17 protein-coding genes, 7 tRNA genes and 1 rRNA gene are annotated in these 15,135 nt (G+C 30.2%); 1 reads left to right on the forward strand and 24 read right to left on the reverse strand.

Features of this window, described 5'->3' with window-relative positions:
- Nucleotides 1–228: 228 nt before the first annotated feature.
- From EDD66_RS18045 to EDD66_RS18055, 3 genes are all read right to left on the reverse strand, one after another.
- The gene (locus EDD66_RS18045) at nucleotides 229–666 is read right to left on the reverse strand and encodes a MarR family winged helix-turn-helix transcriptional regulator (RefSeq protein ID WP_123610996.1); all 438 of its coding nucleotides are present in this window, start codon (nucleotides 664–666) and stop codon (nucleotides 229–231) included.
- A 157-nt stretch (nucleotides 667–823) separates the two neighbouring features.
- On the reverse strand, nucleotides 824–1,351 hold the full coding sequence (locus tag EDD66_RS18050; protein WP_123610997.1) for a spore maturation protein: 528 nt from the start codon (nucleotides 1,349–1,351) through the stop codon (nucleotides 824–826).
- A gap of 26 nt (nucleotides 1,352–1,377) precedes the next feature.
- On the reverse strand, nucleotides 1,378–1,968 hold the full coding sequence (locus EDD66_RS18055) for a nucleoside recognition protein (protein ID WP_123610998.1): 591 nt from the start codon (nucleotides 1,966–1,968) through the stop codon (nucleotides 1,378–1,380).
- Nucleotides 1,969–2,376: 408 nt separating this feature from the next.
- On the opposite strand from EDD66_RS18055, the gene EDD66_RS18060 reads away from it, so the two are divergent.
- Nucleotides 2,377–2,634, forward strand: coding sequence for an AbrB/MazE/SpoVT family DNA-binding domain-containing protein (locus EDD66_RS18060; RefSeq protein WP_123610999.1), 258 nt, complete (start codon nucleotides 2,377–2,379; stop codon nucleotides 2,632–2,634).
- An 87-nt stretch (nucleotides 2,635–2,721) separates the two neighbouring features.
- Here EDD66_RS18060 and rsmI read toward each other — a convergent pair whose 3' ends face one another.
- From rsmI to EDD66_RS18165, 21 genes are all read right to left on the reverse strand, one after another.
- A complete protein-coding gene (gene rsmI / locus EDD66_RS18065; RefSeq protein ID WP_123611000.1) occupies nucleotides 2,722–3,567 on the reverse strand; it encodes a 16S rRNA (cytidine(1402)-2'-O)-methyltransferase in 846 nt (281 codons plus the stop codon).
- Nucleotides 3,568–3,610: 43 nt separating this feature from the next.
- Nucleotides 3,611–4,348: a tRNA1(Val) (adenine(37)-N6)-methyltransferase gene (locus EDD66_RS18070; protein WP_123611001.1), complete on the reverse strand. Its 738-nt coding sequence runs from the start codon at nucleotides 4,346–4,348 to the stop codon at nucleotides 3,611–3,613.
- Nucleotides 4,338–5,246, reverse strand: a complete 909-nt coding sequence (locus EDD66_RS18075) for a PSP1 domain-containing protein (RefSeq protein WP_123611002.1) — start codon at nucleotides 5,244–5,246, stop codon at nucleotides 4,338–4,340. The genes EDD66_RS18070 and EDD66_RS18075 overlap by 11 nt, the downstream gene beginning before the upstream one ends.
- Nucleotides 5,239–6,237 carry a DNA polymerase III subunit delta' gene (holB, locus tag EDD66_RS18080; RefSeq protein ID WP_123611003.1) on the reverse strand — a complete coding sequence of 333 codons (999 nt, stop codon included), beginning with the start codon at nucleotides 6,235–6,237 and terminating at the stop codon, nucleotides 5,239–5,241. The genes EDD66_RS18075 and holB overlap by 8 nt, the downstream gene beginning before the upstream one ends.
- Before the next feature lie 103 nt (nucleotides 6,238–6,340).
- Nucleotides 6,341–6,781 (reverse strand): YaaR family protein, encoded by a 441-nt coding sequence (locus tag EDD66_RS18085; RefSeq protein WP_123611004.1) that lies wholly within the window; start codon nucleotides 6,779–6,781, stop codon nucleotides 6,341–6,343.
- Nucleotides 6,782–7,000: 219 nt separating this feature from the next.
- A complete protein-coding gene (locus EDD66_RS18090; RefSeq protein ID WP_123611005.1) occupies nucleotides 7,001–7,582 on the reverse strand; it encodes a nucleoside/nucleotide kinase family protein in 582 nt (193 codons plus the stop codon).
- 17 nt (nucleotides 7,583–7,599) lie between these two features.
- Nucleotides 7,600–9,027 (reverse strand): aminotransferase class I/II-fold pyridoxal phosphate-dependent enzyme, encoded by a 1,428-nt coding sequence (locus tag EDD66_RS18095; RefSeq protein ID WP_123611006.1) that lies wholly within the window; start codon nucleotides 9,025–9,027, stop codon nucleotides 7,600–7,602.
- Nucleotides 9,028–9,213: 186 nt separating this feature from the next.
- Nucleotides 9,214–9,525, reverse strand: a complete 312-nt coding sequence (locus EDD66_RS18100; protein ID WP_123611007.1) for a hypothetical protein — start codon at nucleotides 9,523–9,525, stop codon at nucleotides 9,214–9,216.
- A gap of 67 nt (nucleotides 9,526–9,592) precedes the next feature.
- Nucleotides 9,593–10,180 (reverse strand): accessory gene regulator ArgB-like protein, encoded by a 588-nt coding sequence (locus EDD66_RS18105; RefSeq protein ID WP_123611008.1) that lies wholly within the window; start codon nucleotides 10,178–10,180, stop codon nucleotides 9,593–9,595.
- Nucleotides 10,181–10,183: 3 nt separating this feature from the next.
- Nucleotides 10,184–10,321, reverse strand: coding sequence for a cyclic lactone autoinducer peptide (locus EDD66_RS18110; RefSeq protein WP_123611009.1), 138 nt, complete (start codon nucleotides 10,319–10,321; stop codon nucleotides 10,184–10,186).
- Nucleotides 10,322–10,434: 113 nt separating this feature from the next.
- Complete coding sequence (locus EDD66_RS18115) at nucleotides 10,435–11,748, reverse strand: ATP-binding protein (protein ID WP_123611010.1); 1,314 nt, start codon at nucleotides 11,746–11,748, stop codon at nucleotides 10,435–10,437.
- Entirely contained in the window at nucleotides 11,741–12,466 is a 726-nt protein-coding gene (locus tag EDD66_RS18120; RefSeq protein ID WP_123611011.1) for a LytR/AlgR family response regulator transcription factor, read from the reverse strand. Before EDD66_RS18120 ends, EDD66_RS18115 begins: the two co-directional genes overlap by 8 nt.
- A 42-nt stretch (nucleotides 12,467–12,508) precedes the next feature.
- Nucleotides 12,509–14,047 (reverse strand): cardiolipin synthase, encoded by a 1,539-nt coding sequence (gene cls / locus EDD66_RS18125; RefSeq protein WP_123611012.1) that lies wholly within the window; start codon nucleotides 14,045–14,047, stop codon nucleotides 12,509–12,511.
- Nucleotides 14,048–14,185: 138 nt separating this feature from the next.
- Nucleotides 14,186–14,258, reverse strand: a tRNA-Lys gene (locus EDD66_RS18130).
- A gap of 9 nt (nucleotides 14,259–14,267) precedes the next feature.
- A tRNA-Phe gene (locus EDD66_RS18135) sits at nucleotides 14,268–14,340 on the reverse strand.
- Between the two features lie 25 nt (nucleotides 14,341–14,365).
- Nucleotides 14,366–14,439: transfer RNA gene (locus EDD66_RS18140), tRNA-Met, on the reverse strand.
- A gap of 73 nt (nucleotides 14,440–14,512) precedes the next feature.
- Nucleotides 14,513–14,594: transfer RNA gene (locus EDD66_RS18145), tRNA-Tyr, on the reverse strand.
- A 54-nt stretch (nucleotides 14,595–14,648) separates the two neighbouring features.
- Nucleotides 14,649–14,721 (reverse strand) — tRNA-Thr (locus tag EDD66_RS18150).
- Between the two features lie 6 nt (nucleotides 14,722–14,727).
- A tRNA-Val gene (locus EDD66_RS18155) sits at nucleotides 14,728–14,800 on the reverse strand.
- Nucleotides 14,801–14,855: 55 nt separating this feature from the next.
- Nucleotides 14,856–14,929, reverse strand: a tRNA-Asp gene (locus EDD66_RS18160).
- A 74-nt stretch (nucleotides 14,930–15,003) separates the two neighbouring features.
- Nucleotides 15,004–15,135, reverse strand: a 23S ribosomal RNA gene (locus EDD66_RS18165); the annotation flags it as partial.

The raw sequence follows: 15,135 nt of genomic DNA on the forward strand, positions 1-15,135 counted from the left end.
CAATTAGTAGAAAGAATGAAAGACAGAGTAAAATTTGTGGAATCAAGAGATGAATTTAAAGGCGGTTTCGATAAATTACCTGCAGATGCTCTTGCAGCATTAAAGAAAGTTGTAGCAGAATTAGAATAAAATATTATAAAAGAGGGCGAAATTTTCATCTTCGCCCTCTTTTTTTATAAATTATTAGTTTTATTTTCAAAATGTTTTAAATTCTTTACTTCAAAATATCTAAGAAAATTTCTTAAAGTATACACTTAATTTTTTTAATGCTCCAATTAAAACATCTATTTCCGTGTCGTTTAAACTTTTCATTATCGTTTGGACCATATCTTCATGAAATTTTGCATGTTTTTTTAATGCTTCTAATCCAAGTTCGCTCAATGATATAAAAACAACTCTTCTGTCCTCTTGTCCCTTTTCCCTAATTACATACCCCTTGTTTACAAGACTATTCATTGCTGTTGTTAATGTCCCCACTGTAACTTTCATACTTTTTGCTATTTGAGACATTTTTTGCGGCTCTTTATCCCCGATAGCTTCAATAATATGCATGTCATTAATAGATATATTTTTAAATTTTTCTGAAATTAAGGCCTTTTGTTCTAAATCCATAATATCATTAAATAAAATCACTAATATCTCATTCAATGTATCATGCGCTTCCATGTTATCACCACCTAGTTTCTTCTTTATTTATCTTCCGTATCAAATATTATATACACATTATAAGTTATTTTTTCTATTACTTCAAGTTATAGTTACCTTTACTTCAGCTAATAAAAGCTATAGTTCAGCCACAAGCTCAATTTGGCTGACTTGTAACCTAAAAAACTATACTTACTATAATTGTACTCGCTACCACACCGGCAAATGTTGCTACCAGTGCTCCTACCAATGTATACCTTGTCTTTTTTATTTTAGCCGTCATGAAATACACTGACATTGTATAGAAAATTGTTTCTGTACAACTCATTATAATGGATGCCAATCTTCCTAAATAAGAATCTGGTCCATACTCTTTAAAAATATCTAAAAGTAAACTTGTTGCAGCGGAAGATGAAAACATCTTAATTGTGATCAATGGGACCAACTCTGACGGAAAATGAAAATAGCTTATAATGGGTTCAATAATTTTTGATAGCATATCTAAAGCACCTGATGCCCTTAAAATCCCTATTGCGACCATTAACCCTACAAGTGTAGGTAAAATATTTAATACAACTTTAAACCCATCTTTTGCTCCATCAACAAAATCATCATATATGTTTACTTTCATAAGGAGACCAAATCCAACAATATAAAAAAATACAAATGGTATTATGTAATCTGATAAATATATTATAATCTTCATATTTAACCCTCTTTAAAATTCATATTTTATTTACTCTTACTTAGTACTATCTTTCTTGCCACCAATGAGAAAATCATCCCGATAATTGTTGAAAAACAAGTTGCAATGATTGCTGCTGTTAATATTTCTGTTGGATTCACTGATCCGTATTGACTGCGATATGCAATAATATTTACCGGTATTAATTGCAAAGATGATATATTAATAATTAAAAATGTACACATATCCACACTTGCAATATCTTTATTGCTGTTTAGCTTTCTAAGCTCTTCCATAGCTTTTAATCCCATTGGTGTCGCAGCCCATCCTAATCCAAGTATATTTGCTATCATATTTGTTGTAATATATTCATTGACAATATGATCTCTTGGTATATCAGGAAATAATATTTTAATCACTGGTCTGCTTAGTTTTATTAGCCGATCTATAATTCCAGAAGTTTTAGCAATTCTCATTATCCCTGTCCACATAGACATTATTCCTAGCATCGTGATACATAGAGTCACAGCCTCTTTTGATGAATTTATGGATGCTGCACTCACTTCAGAAATTTTACCATTTAAAATTCCAAATACAATTCCAATAATAATCATAAATCCCCAAAGATAATTTAACATGTTTGTACCTTCTTTCTCCTATTTAAATTAATATATTAGGATAAATATGGTATTATTCCTTTGCAAATTGTATGTTAAAATTGTGCTATTTTTAACAATCTAAAAAATTACAAAAAAAATTCAATTTCTATTTTTTACCTGTTTTATCCTCTTTTTATGTATTTACTATTTAATTGTGAACACAGTATACACCTATGAACCTCTTATTTCCCCTGGGTTTCCTAAGAATAGTCAATTTGTTTTATAATTATTCAACGTTACCCATTTTTTTACTTTACACATTTTTGACATTTTGTTAGTAGACAAAACCTTAAAATAATGCTATTTCATCCTTATTATTTTAATTGACTTTAAAAATTCTCTATGGTATTTTTAATATGTAAATAAATTGTAAAGGAGAAAATAGTCATGAAGAGTACAGGAATAGTTAGAAAACTCGATGAGCTTGGTCGTATCACTCTTCCGATTGAATTACGAAGAACTTTGGGTGTAAGTGAAAGAGATCCATTGGAAATATTCGTAGACGAAGATAAAATTGTACTTAGAAAGTACGAACCAACAGATATTTTTAATGGCGAAAAGAATGACTTAATCGATTATTGTGGCAAAAAAGTTTCTAAACAATCAATTACGGAACTTGCAAAACTTGCTGGCATTATAGAATAATTAATGTGCTTACTTTCTCACAAACTCCCCGGTTTGTATAAAAAAGGTAGTTAAGAATATCCTTAACTACCTTTTTTATATTTATTTCTATTCTAATTCTAATAATTGTTGATAGATATCTCTTTTAGTCACACCCCGATCCGTTGCAACTGCTTTCATTGCTTCTTTTTTAGCCATTCCTTTTTTTTGATATATCTCCATATGCTCTAATAAAGAGATATCTTTCCATTTTGCCTGTTGTTCTTCTTCTATCTCCTTATGAGCTTTTCCTTCAATTACAAGAACACATTCTCCTTTTACTTCCTTTGACCTATAAAATTCAATGGCATCATTAAATGTAGTCTGAAATGCTGTTTCATACTTTTTGGTCAGTTCTCTGCATATTGTGATTTTTCGATTCCCTAATGCTTTTGCCAGCTCATCTAAAGTCTTTTTTAACCTATGAGGTGCCTCATATATAATAATGGTTCTGGTTTCATTTTTTAAACTGTCTATCACATTTTGTTTTTCTTTATTATCACTCGGTAAAAATGCTTCAAATACAAATCTCCTTGTTGATAATCCAGACAAGGTTAGTGCAGTAATACAAGCAGCTGGACCAGGTAGTGATGTTACTAAAATTCCATTCTCATATGCCATTTTTACCAGTTCTTCTCCAGGGTCCGATATACCCGGAGTACCAGCATCCGTAATAAGTGCTATATTTATACCTTCCAATAACTGTTCCACTAAATATTTTCCTTTATCATATTTATTAAATTCATGGTAACTTGTCATTGGTGTCTTGATATCAAAGTGATTTAATAGCTTTATACTATGTCTTGTATCTTCTGCCGCGATTAAATCCACTTCTTTCAATGTATTTATTACTCGAAATGTAATATCATCCAGATTTCCGATGGGTGTCGCACATAAATATAGTTTTCCAGACATTATTTTCTCCTTGTATTCTTTCCTGATTTCTTAATGTGTGTAATTAATATCCATAGATATCATATATTTCATCTGTATATACACCTGGCTCTTTATATACAATTAAAGGTGCATCAATGGTAACTCTGGGTTTTGCTCCCTTCATTGCCTCTATTAACACCATATTAGGCTCTTTATTAATGTATGGATGAACAAAACACATATGTTTTGGTTCTAATTTATATTTTTCCATTATAACAATAATTTCAGCCAAACGGAATGGTCGATGTACCATATAGAAACGTCCATTTGTTTTTAGAATTTTGGAACTTTCTCTTATGACATCTTCGAGGGAGCATAATAATTCATGTCTGGCTATGGCCTTCTCCTTATTTGGATTCACTAGTCCGTGATTATCTGTCATATACGGAGGATTGGTTGTAATAACATCAAAGGAAGCCGCTCCAAAAATCTTAGAGGCTTCCTTAATGTCACCAATAATAATATCAATTTTATCCTGCAAGTTATTAAGTTCCACACTTCTTTTTGCCATGAAAGCGCTTTCCTCTTGGATTTCTAATGCGCTAAAGTGTTTACCTTTTGTCTTTGCCTCAAGAAGTATAGGTATAATCCCCGTTCCTGTTCCTAAATCAAGTGCAGTTTCACCTTCTTTAACTCTAGCAAAACCAGAAAGTAAAACTGCATCCATACCAAAACAAAATTTTTTAGTATTTTGAATTATTTTATAATGATTCCGATGAAGGTCATCTATTCTTTCATTTTCTAATAATTTATTCATCATCTAATAATGACTTTCCTTCCTTCTTTTCCAATAATTCAAGTGCTTTCAATTCTTCATCTATTGCTATTTTTTCTTTCTTTTTCTTTGGTTTGAATTTTAACTCTTCTACTTTATACTCTCTAACTTCTTTTTCATCATTTGCAAGAGTCACAATTACTTTTACTAATTGCTTTATAACACTTACACTTTGTACTTCCCCTTTTAAATTATCGACAGTCGTAACATAATCTCCTACATTTGGTAACCTGCTGTTAAGTTCTTCATAAGCTTCTTCTTCGTTCTTTAAACAACACATTAATCTACCACAAACACCAGATATTTTTGTTGGATTTAATGAAAGATTTTGTTCTTTCGCCATCTTTATGGAAACTGGTGCAAATTCAGATAAATGGGTATTGCAACATAAAGGTCTCCCGCAAATTCCAATTCCACCAACAATTTTAGTTTCATCTCTTACACCAATTTGCCTTAATTCTATTCTTGTCTTAAACACTGCTGCAAGGTCTTTTACTAATTCTCTAAAATCAATTCTTCCATCTGCTGTAAAGTAAAACAATACTTTATTATTATCAAAAGTATATTCTGCATCAATTAATTTCATATCAAGGTTATGCTTTCTTATTTTTTCCAAGCAGATTTTAAATGCATCTTCTTCTTTTATTTTATTGTTTCGTTGCAAATCATGATCTTCTTTTGTTGCAATACGGATTACTGGTTTTAGTGGTTGTATCACCCTGTCTTCTTCAACATCTCTAGGTCCTAACACAACATTTCCAAACTCTATTCCTCTTGCTGTTTCTACAATTACACTATCTCCTTGATTTATTTCCAAACCTGTAGGATCAAAAAAATATACTTTGCCTGCCTGTCTAAATCTTACTCCAATTACATTAATCATTCGCGTTCTCCTTCAGCGTAAGCAGCATTAACTCTATCGCTATATCAAAGTTAACATTCGCCTTTAACCTTATTTTTGCTTTATCAATTGCATTGATTATGTTTTCAATTCCTTCATAATCTCTCATGCTTGCTTGATTTGATATATATTTATATTCTTCCTTAAAAAGAAGTAAATTAGGATTCTTAGTCACTTTGAACATTAATATGTCACGGTACCAAAGCATGATCAAGTCCAAATAATCATTAATTTCAAGCTTATTAACAGAAATACTCTTAATAGCATCTATAATCTCATAGAATTCCATTTCTTCTATATATCTTAATAAATGTAATACTTCCTCTTTTATCTTTAAAAATTCTTCTGATGAAGCATATTTTATTGCTTTTCCTACATTACCCTGACAAAAAGAAGCACTTAGCTCAGCCATATAATCTGGTATCTTGTATTCCGTCATTAAATAATCCTTTATCATATCCGTACGGACCGGTTTAAGATTCAGTGTCACACATCTGGAAAGAATCGTAGGTAATAATTGATTTAAATTATCTGTTAATAATATAATAATACCATATACAGGAGGCTCTTCTATTGTTTTAAGAATTGCATTCTGTGCCTGTTCCGTCATTTTGTCGGCATCATCAACAATATATATTTTATATTGGCTGCTATATGGTTTTATCCCGATATCATTGTTAACTTGTTCTCTTATATCATCTACACCAATGCTTATCTTTTCGTGAGTAATATATTTAATATCCGGGTGATTACCTGAATCTGCTTGCAAACAAGAAGTACAAGTCCCGCAAGAATCTGTATCATCTTCCTGGTGACACTGTAAGGCCTTTGCAAATATATTTGCCAAAAGCTTCTTTCCTGTACCTTCTTCACCATTTAATATATAAGCATGAGATACTTTTTTATATTTAATGGCATTTTGCATATGTTCTATTACTTGTTCATGTCCTATAACATTTTTAAAGTCCATAATAATAGCACCCTTTCCTTTGTATATTACTATAAAGGATATTTATTTCTTTTGTGGTATTAACTCAAAAGAAGATATATTCTATCTAGTATCATCTATTTAACGATTAAGTAAATATATCTAATAGCAAACCCCTAATCTCATCAATTTTATTTAATATAGTTAAATGATCTTTTTCATCTTTGATCAATTCAGTCGCCAGCTCATCTAAGTTCTTATCGATTAAACGGATAATTCCTATTACTCTATGTCTGCCCCGTTTATCAAGAAAATTTTCTCTGCTAAATTTATGAGAACGATTCACTACTTCATTCATAAATTCTTTTATCAAACCACGGTATTTTTTCATATCTCTGACATCCATATGTTTTGATAATTTCTTTCCTTGTTGAACTATATCTTCCATTAAGAAATTAAGCCTTGCTTGAAGCTCATTTTCTTCAATATTACTTATTAATGTAAATTTAAAGGAACCATCTGAATCCTGGATTGGTTGCTTTGGATCAACTTGGTTTATTGGTTGTATTTGATTTATCTTTAGATCCATTTTTACACCTCCTGAATAATTCCTTTCATTTTATCTTTATAACCCAAGGTTAGTTTTATTTATAATAATAATATACTACATAACTGGCAGATTAGGAGCTTGAAAACTTCGTTTTTTCGCTCACGTTGCACTTATCCATGAATCTCAGAACATTTATTCAAGCAAGCTTGATAAATGCCCTGATCTCCATGGACTAATATGCTTATCGTGTACATTATATCATAATTTACTAATGTCATCAATAATATGCTGGAGGCAGATATTGATATCAATATTATTATATCTTTTTCCTATTTCTAAAACTTTAATATTTTCCTCGGAAAAGTCTTCTTCATCAGCAAGAAATCTTCGGCAAAGCTCTGCATATTTAGGAACCTTTTGTTTCTGTTCTCTATTTAAAGCTCTTCTTAATCGTATCCCATCATCTACTTCTATATAGATAGGATAGGTATTAGACCCATAATATTCCTTGATTTGTTTAAAAGATTCTAAAGTACCTATCATAAGATAATCTGATTCAGAAAGATTAATTTGCCCATCATCCACGGTAAAGTAATTCCATACTCCATGTACTGTGTTATAAGATCTATGTTCAATAATTTTATTTGCATTTTTTAATTCTTTCATGCGATCTTCATTAACAAAAAAGTACTCAACACCATTGGTTTCTCCTTCCCGAATGGGTCTCGTTGTGTAAGATACTACTGTTTTTAATTTTAATTCTTTCTTTTCAATTAGTTTTTTAAAAATAGTATCTTTACCTGTAGCACTTTTTCCCATAATGATAAATATTTTTGACATAGCTTAATACCTTCCTCTTATTTTACTACGGATATGTAATTTAAATCTTGATCAATTAATCCTCTTAAAGTAAATCCTGATTCTTTATATTCCAATATATCATGAATAAATTCTTTAGATATGATTTCTCCTGGTACAATAAGTGGTATGCCAGGAGGATATAGATAAATATATTCTTTGGATATCCTATCTGCACTTTCTTGTAGAAGAATTTCTTCTTTTTCCTTATAAAAAGTTTCATATGAAGTAAATATCATTATATTCTCTGTAATATGATAATTTTTATTATTCTCAATAAAAGACAACTCATTATCAATCTTCATTAATGCATCTTCTAATCTTCTAAATCCCGCCTCTGTATCGCAAATGGTTGTTATTGCGATAACATAGTCTTTCGCAGCCATTTCAACCTGTATTTTATATTCAGATAAAAGAAGATTATAAAGTTCTAATCCTGTGATATTGGAGTTATTAACAGATATTATAATCTTTGATGGATCAGAATCATAAATGCATAAATCCTCCTTATGAAAATTACTTTCTTTATTAAAGCTACAAATCTCAATATATTTAAGGCATTTCATGTTATCATAAAATAATGATAACCTTTTATAAAAATTATTAAACAATTCTTCCCTTTGATTTTCTAATATTTCAATACATTGATCGATTCCAGCCATTAATATATAAGATGGACTACTACTTTGGTATATTTTTAAATACTCTTTTATTATATCGTAATTTACAATGGAAGAGTTAATATGCATTAAAGCAGTTTGTGTAAATGAAGGAAGTGTTTTATGTAAACTATGTATCACTATATCTGCATCACACTCAACTGAACTTTTAGGAAAGTTTATATCAAAGCCAAAATGAGCTCCATGTGCTTCATCTATCAGACATGGAATATTATAAGAATGAGCTATCTCTGCTATTTTTTCTATGTCTGATACGATACCTTCGTATGTTGGCGACGTTATGACGATCAGCTTTACATCGGGGTTGTTTATCAACAGTGATTCAATTTTTTGTGGAGAAATTCCACCATTTATACCACGATTACCAATGAATTGTGGATAAACATATACAGGATTCAATTCTCCCAGAAAAACTGCATTATATACAGATTTATGGCAATTTCTTGCCATTATTATTTTATCCCCTTTTTTTGTACTTCCTAAAATTCCTGCCAATATTCCTACTGTACTTCCATTTATAAGATATTCCGTATGTTTCGAATGATATAATTTGCCGGCTCTTTCCATACTGGTCTTAAGAATCTCTTTCGGATCATGTAAATCATCAAATCCTTCTATTTCAGTAATATCCATTCCATAAGGGTTATCCATAGGTAACATTTGTGTATTTCTCTTATGTCCAGGCATATGCATTGGGTAATATCCTTTTTTTCCATGTTCAACTAATTTTTTATATAATGAATTCATTATTATTTTCCCTCACTTATGGAACTAAAAGACTCTTTTATCCGAATAATCTTTAGAATTATGTTAACCTATTCATAAGAATATTTCAAGAAATATCATTTATATTAAAGAATGAATATAAAAATAGCTATTCTAACCCTCAATTAGAATAGCTATTTCTTATTGATCAATAAACAAGCAGTCTCCCTAAGCTGTTTGATTATTAAGTCTTGATAACTTTGCTGCTCTAGCTGCCATAACCCGTTCTTTGGCCAATGCCGCTTCTCTCGCAAGGTTCTCTTCTTCTATTTCGATTTGATAATCGTTATGTTGAATCTCCGCCTCAATTTGTGCCATTTTATTCTTAATATTAAGGATTTCAATGGCAATTTCTTTTAGTTCCCGGTTTGTATCAATGTTCTCATTGTATTTATCATATTGTGAATTAAGGTTCTTTTGCACTTTCTTTAGCTGCAATAATCTGTTCTGATAATATTTAAGACTCGCGTCTTTTTCCATTTGTCTGCATCTTAACATTGTAATGTATAACATTTAAACATTTATCCCTTCTTAAATTAATCAAATGCTATTTCGCTCTTACACGAATCATATTGTTCTTCATGGTCCCTAATATCATGAAGACTGCCATTTCAACTAATAGTATTGACACAATATAAGCAAATTTTTCATGATTATTTAAAAATAAAATAACAAATAAAAAAATATCTAGTTTTAAAGCCGTTCTTGTCCTCTTTTTGTATTCTGTACGTTCAACTTCATCCAAAGGCTTGTTTTTATCTTCTACAGGAGATAAAAAACTTATAATTGAACAAGCAATTGCCGTAAATACAACCATGAGAGTTTGGTTCATTGTCGTATATTTTATTAGGATTAATGTACCTATCAATATTGTACCGGATAGTATGTAACATTTTATATTACTTGATAAATGCACTCCCCCTGCATATACACGTAATATCATAAATAAAATCCCATATACGACTCCTTCCAGAAACATATTAAATATATAACAAATTAGAAAAAATGTTACTGTGTTGATAATCATAGCAATTGCTGACTGAAATCCATATTCATAAATTTCTCTGTCTTCTTCATCAATATTTCCATTTCTAATTATGTAATTTGTTAACATATTTGATATATTGCCGTTCATAGCTTAAAACTTCCTTAATCGTTTTGCCTTTTCCGGAAACTTAGGTTGATTAAACCACCAGTAACATACTTGATTGGCACTTACAGTTGCCACAACTAATGATAAAACCGCTAGTAAATTACCTAATTTTCTTCTTTTCATAATATACCTCCTTATAAAAAAAAATTGTGATATCGTCATAATATCACAATTTTCTCCCTTTTCTTTCCGCATGTAATAATTACGTATTAACTCGTAATAAACCCCAAAAAAATCTAACTATTACAATAAAGAAGTATATTTAATTGAAATAAATCATTATTATTTTTAATTTCAACACTTCCATTATATTTTTCAACTGCACTTTTTATTGATTCAAGTCCTAAACCATGCATTCTTTTATCTAGTTTAGTAGTAATTATATTTCCGTTTTTATCCTTTAACAGGTCTCCTCCAAAAGGATTTAAAATATTAATATATAAATTATTATTTACAACTTTCATAAATACTTTAATTAACGGATCTTTAAATCCCGCATTTCTGCAGGCTTCTATGGCATTATCCAGAGCATTTCCAATTATGACACACAGGATTGTTTGATCAATTCCTAATTTATTCGGTATCTCCAGATTAATATCAAAATCAATATTATATTGTCTTGCATAACTTATTTTATAATTGATCAATGCATCAATTGCAATATTTCCGCTATTTGCTTTACAATATTTATCCGGGATGTTATTAATCAAATTATCAATATATTGATTCAATCCTTCCAAATCACCGGCACCGGCATATTCTTTGAGACATATATAATGATTGGTAATATCATGTCTCATTTTTCTTGTCTCTAATTCAGAATATTCCCTCTCTTCAAATTGCTTCGCATAATATTTCACCTGCTGTTCAAATAATGCATTATTTATATTTCGCTCTGTTTCTTCTAACATTTGGTCAAATAAAAAAAATATGAGCATATTAATAAATATTACAATTATAAATAGTAGCATTGAATGAATTTTAAATGTCGAACTTGTTATTGTCAAATTAGCTTTTGTAATTAGATATACAATATAAATGCTTCCTAATGATATTACGATTAAACTAATCCAATAATTAAATGAAGTATTTACCCTATGCTTTCTGGTAAAACGATTAATTAGTTTTACAACTAGAAATAATAATATTTTCGAACTTATTGATCCAAAAATCTGATAGGTCATATTATTTGATAAATTTAAATACTCATCATTTGGAAGTAGAAACATACCACATGCTACTATCATTTCCATAGCTGCCCCTAGAATACATATAAATATAACGGTAAATATCTTATTTCTTATTGAACCTAAATATAATGAATGGCAACTAATAAACAGAACAATAAATATTGTTACTAAATTAATCCATTGGCTCGCAAAGAATATATTTATAATATTTAATACTACAATGGAACAACACCATATAATAATTGGATAAATTTTTGAATTATTTCTCTTTTCAAAATGAACTTTCATTAATTCATTTAAGCTAATAATATGGTATAATTCTGTAATTGCAAATATGATTCCAATTAGTTTTTCAATCATCTCTTATACCTCCAAGTAACTCCATGTATATCTTTCTTATCTTTTTGCGGCGTTCTTCACTTATTTGAATACTGTATCCATTATATAAAGTTACTTGTGTATACTCCCATTGTTTTATGTACTGGTAATTAACAAGATATGATTTATGTATACGGATAAATATGATATTATCATTTTTCACACTTTTTTCAACACTATCTAGTTTATCGTAATAAGTATATATTTTGTCTTCTGTATGAATATTTATCGTTCGCCTTTCACTAACAAAGTACATAATATCTTTTAATGGTATTTTGATAATACTTTTATTATATTGAAAATGAAAATCTCTAACTTTCATATCCAGTCTTTGTGTAGCTTTTAAAAATATATCTTGAAATACTTTTTTATTGATAGGCTTTTTTATAAAGCGAAATGGTTCAACATCAAATAATTGTTGATAATATCCTTCATGACTTGATACATAGATTAATAAAACATTAATATCTGTTTCTCGTATTTTTAATGCAGTATTGATACCATTCATAATATCCATCTCTATATCTAAAAATATAATATCAAAATTACCTTTCTTTGATGTAGCCTCAACTAATCTTACTCCTGAATAGAATTCAACTATCTCTAGTTGTCTATTTATACTATTTCCTATATCTTCAAGATGTTGTCTGATTTGCTCTACAATAGTAATTTCGTCATCACATATTGCAATTCTTAACATTAGCCTATCCCCTATCTGTATATCATTTGTATTTTAGAATAATCACATTAGTGGTGCAAATAATCTTAAAACAGCTTGCATTAATCTTTTAGGTAACTTTACTTTATAATCTATAATCTCTTTACTTTCATTTATTGTTTCTAAAATATCTGATTTGATTTCTGATATAATATTTGATTTATAAAGAAACACTCCGCATTCAAAATGAAGAAATAAGCTTCTATAATCCATGTTGATGGTTCCTACAGTGGCTATTTCGTCATCACATACAAAACATTTTGCATGTAGAAATCCAGGAGTATACTCATAAATTTTAACTCCAGCTTCTGATAATTGCCCATAATAGGACTGGGTTAACCAAAATACATATTTTTTATCAGGTATACCTGGTGTTACAATTTTTACATCTACTCCTTTCTTTGCAGCCAGACATAATGAAGTCATCATTTCATTATCAATAATTAAATATGGAGTAAATATATAAATATAATTTTTTGCACTATTTATAATATTCAAATAAACATTTTCTCCTACAGCCTCTTGATCCAGAGGAGTATCACCATAAGGTTGGACATAACCATCAAAATGAATCTCTTTAGAATGATGCACGTTGGGCCTGTACTTATTATAATCTTTGTCTGTAGGTGTTACACTATTCCACATCTGAAGAAACATTACAGTAAAATTCCATACTGCATCTCCTTTTAACATTATACCAGTATCTTTCCAATGCCCAAAACGAATTTTTTCATTGATATATTCATCTGCCATATTTATACCACCAGTGAAGGCCGTATTTCCGTCAATAACAACAATTTTTCTATGATCCCTATGATTCATGGCAATAGAGAAAATAGGGATGAATTTATTGAAAGAAATGCATTTTATACCTTTTTGTTCCATCTTTTTGAAATAGTTATATGGTAGTAACGTTAAGCATCCCATATCATCATAAATAAGCCTTACTTCCACTCCTTCTTTGACTTTTTCTTCTAAAATTGCCAGAATTTCATTCCACATAATACCTTCTGCTATAATGAAATATTCCATAAATATATACTGCTTTGCTTTTTTGAGTTCATCTTTAATAGCAGTAAAATTTGATTCTCCGCTTTTGTAGTATTCTGCAATTGTATTTTTATATATTGGAAATTTAGCTGTTTGTGAAATGTAATATGCTTGATTTGCTATGGACTTATCAATATTTTTGATTTCTTCTATAATTTTAAAATCCTGCTTCATTAACTTGCTTGTTTTACTATAGATATTGATCATTTTATTTCTTAGTTTTCTACTTGGTTTTTTATCACCCATAAACAAATACATTAATCCACCCAATAGAGGATATAAAAGTATAGGAATAACCCAGGCTAATTTATATGCGGGATTATCTTTTTTATTTACTAACCACAAAACAGCAACCATACTTAACAATGTAAAAAAACTATTGATTAGGTTAAAATATCTCCCAAGTATTTCAATAATAATAATAAACCAAATCACTTGTAGCAGTAAAAGCATACCCACAATAAATAAACGGCTAATTAGTACTCTGAATAACTTTTTGAATAATTTTGTCATCTGATATGATTCCTTTCTTCTTTTATAGAAATTTTCATATCTTATTAATTACCAAATTAATGTATTATTTAATTCTATTATACATTAGTAAAACATTAGAATGCAACAAAAAAAAGACCTTGAGGCCTTTTAAATAAATGAGACATCCGGGGTTCGAACCCGGGACACCTAGATTAAAAGTCTAGTGCTCTACCAACTGAGCTAATATCCCATAACAAAATGCCCAAAGCCGGAATCGAACCAGCGACACGAGGATTTTCAGTCCTCTGCTCTACCAACTGAGCTATCTGGGCATAATTGAATTTCTTTTCAATTAGATTGCGGGGATAGGATTTGAACCTATGACCTTCGGGTTATGAGCCCGACGAGCTTCCAGACTGCTCCACCCCGCGATAATATTTACTATGTTATTATAACACATTTTTTAAAAAACTAACAATATTTTATTAAAAACATTGAAGTTAGTGGGTGGAGAAGGATTCGAACCTTCGAAAGCGTAGCTAACAGATTTACAGTCTGCCCCCTTTGGCCACTCGGGAACCCACCCAATTCAAAATTATACCATATGAAATTTAAAACGTTTTACTATGAGCAAAACAAAAGCCGACGATCGGACTTGAACCGATAACCTGCTGATTACAAGTCAGCTGCTCTGCCAATTGAGCCACGTCGGCATATAATGGGACCTACAGGGCTCGAACCTGTGACCCTCTGCTTGTAAGGCAGATGCTCTCCCAGCTGAGCTAAGATCCCATGGGATATATATAAAGTGTTTCCACTTTAATATTACTTTATTACTAAAGTGAAACGACCCAGAAGGGACTCGAACCCTCGACCTCCGCCGTGACAGGGCGGCGCTCTAACCAACTGAGCCACTAGGCCATGAAAGGCAATATGCCTTAAAAACTACACACTGTATGAATTCCATCTATTTTTTCTATCCTGAACTTATCCTTAAGGACAAGCCCTCGACCTATTAGTATTAGTCAGCTGCATGTGTTACCACACTTCCACCTCTAACCTATCTACCTTGTCGTCTTCAAGGGGTCTTACTAGCTTTTGCTATGGGATATCTTATCTTGAGGGGG

Source organism: Mobilisporobacter senegalensis, from assembly GCF_003752155.1.
GTDB lineage: Bacteria > Bacillota > Clostridia > Lachnospirales > Lachnospiraceae > Mobilisporobacter > Mobilisporobacter senegalensis.

What these genes read in the sequence shown, in the direction of transcription:
- EDD66_RS18045 (WP_123610996.1), bottom strand. Translation starts at nt 666, where the DNA reads ATGGAAGCGCATGATACATTGAATGAGATATTAGTGATTTTATTTAAT.
- EDD66_RS18050 (WP_123610997.1), bottom strand. Translation starts at nt 1,351, where the DNA reads ATGAAGATTATAATATATTTATCAGATTACATAATACCATTTGTATTT.
- EDD66_RS18055 (WP_123610998.1), bottom strand. Translation starts at nt 1,968, where the DNA reads ATGTTAAATTATCTTTGGGGATTTATGATTATTATTGGAATTGTATTT.
- EDD66_RS18060 (WP_123610999.1), top strand. Translation starts at nt 2,377, where the DNA reads ATGAAGAGTACAGGAATAGTTAGAAAACTCGATGAGCTTGGTCGTATC.
- rsmI (WP_123611000.1), bottom strand. Translation starts at nt 3,567, where the DNA reads ATGTCTGGAAAACTATATTTATGTGCGACACCCATCGGAAATCTGGAT.
- EDD66_RS18070 (WP_123611001.1), bottom strand. Translation starts at nt 4,348, where the DNA reads ATGATGAATAAATTATTAGAAAATGAAAGAATAGATGACCTTCATCGG.
- EDD66_RS18075 (WP_123611002.1), bottom strand. Translation starts at nt 5,246, where the DNA reads ATGATTAATGTAATTGGAGTAAGATTTAGACAGGCAGGCAAAGTATAT.
- EDD66_RS18085 (WP_123611004.1), bottom strand. Translation starts at nt 6,781, where the DNA reads ATGGATCTAAAGATAAATCAAATACAACCAATAAACCAAGTTGATCCA.
- EDD66_RS18090 (WP_123611005.1), bottom strand. Translation starts at nt 7,582, where the DNA reads ATGTCAAAAATATTTATCATTATGGGAAAAAGTGCTACAGGTAAAGAT.
- EDD66_RS18095 (WP_123611006.1), bottom strand. Translation starts at nt 9,027, where the DNA reads ATGAATTCATTATATAAAAAATTAGTTGAACATGGAAAAAAAGGATAT.
- EDD66_RS18100 (WP_123611007.1), bottom strand. Translation starts at nt 9,525, where the DNA reads ATGGAAAAAGACGCGAGTCTTAAATATTATCAGAACAGATTATTGCAG.
- EDD66_RS18105 (WP_123611008.1), bottom strand. Translation starts at nt 10,180, where the DNA reads ATGAACGGCAATATATCAAATATGTTAACAAATTACATAATTAGAAAT.
- EDD66_RS18110 (WP_123611009.1), bottom strand. Translation starts at nt 10,321, where the DNA reads ATGAAAAGAAGAAAATTAGGTAATTTACTAGCGGTTTTATCATTAGTT.
- EDD66_RS18115 (WP_123611010.1), bottom strand. Translation starts at nt 11,748, where the DNA reads ATGATTGAAAAACTAATTGGAATCATATTTGCAATTACAGAATTATAC.
- EDD66_RS18120 (WP_123611011.1), bottom strand. Translation starts at nt 12,466, where the DNA reads ATGTTAAGAATTGCAATATGTGATGACGAAATTACTATTGTAGAGCAA.
- cls (WP_123611012.1), bottom strand. Translation starts at nt 14,047, where the DNA reads ATGACAAAATTATTCAAAAAGTTATTCAGAGTACTAATTAGCCGTTTA.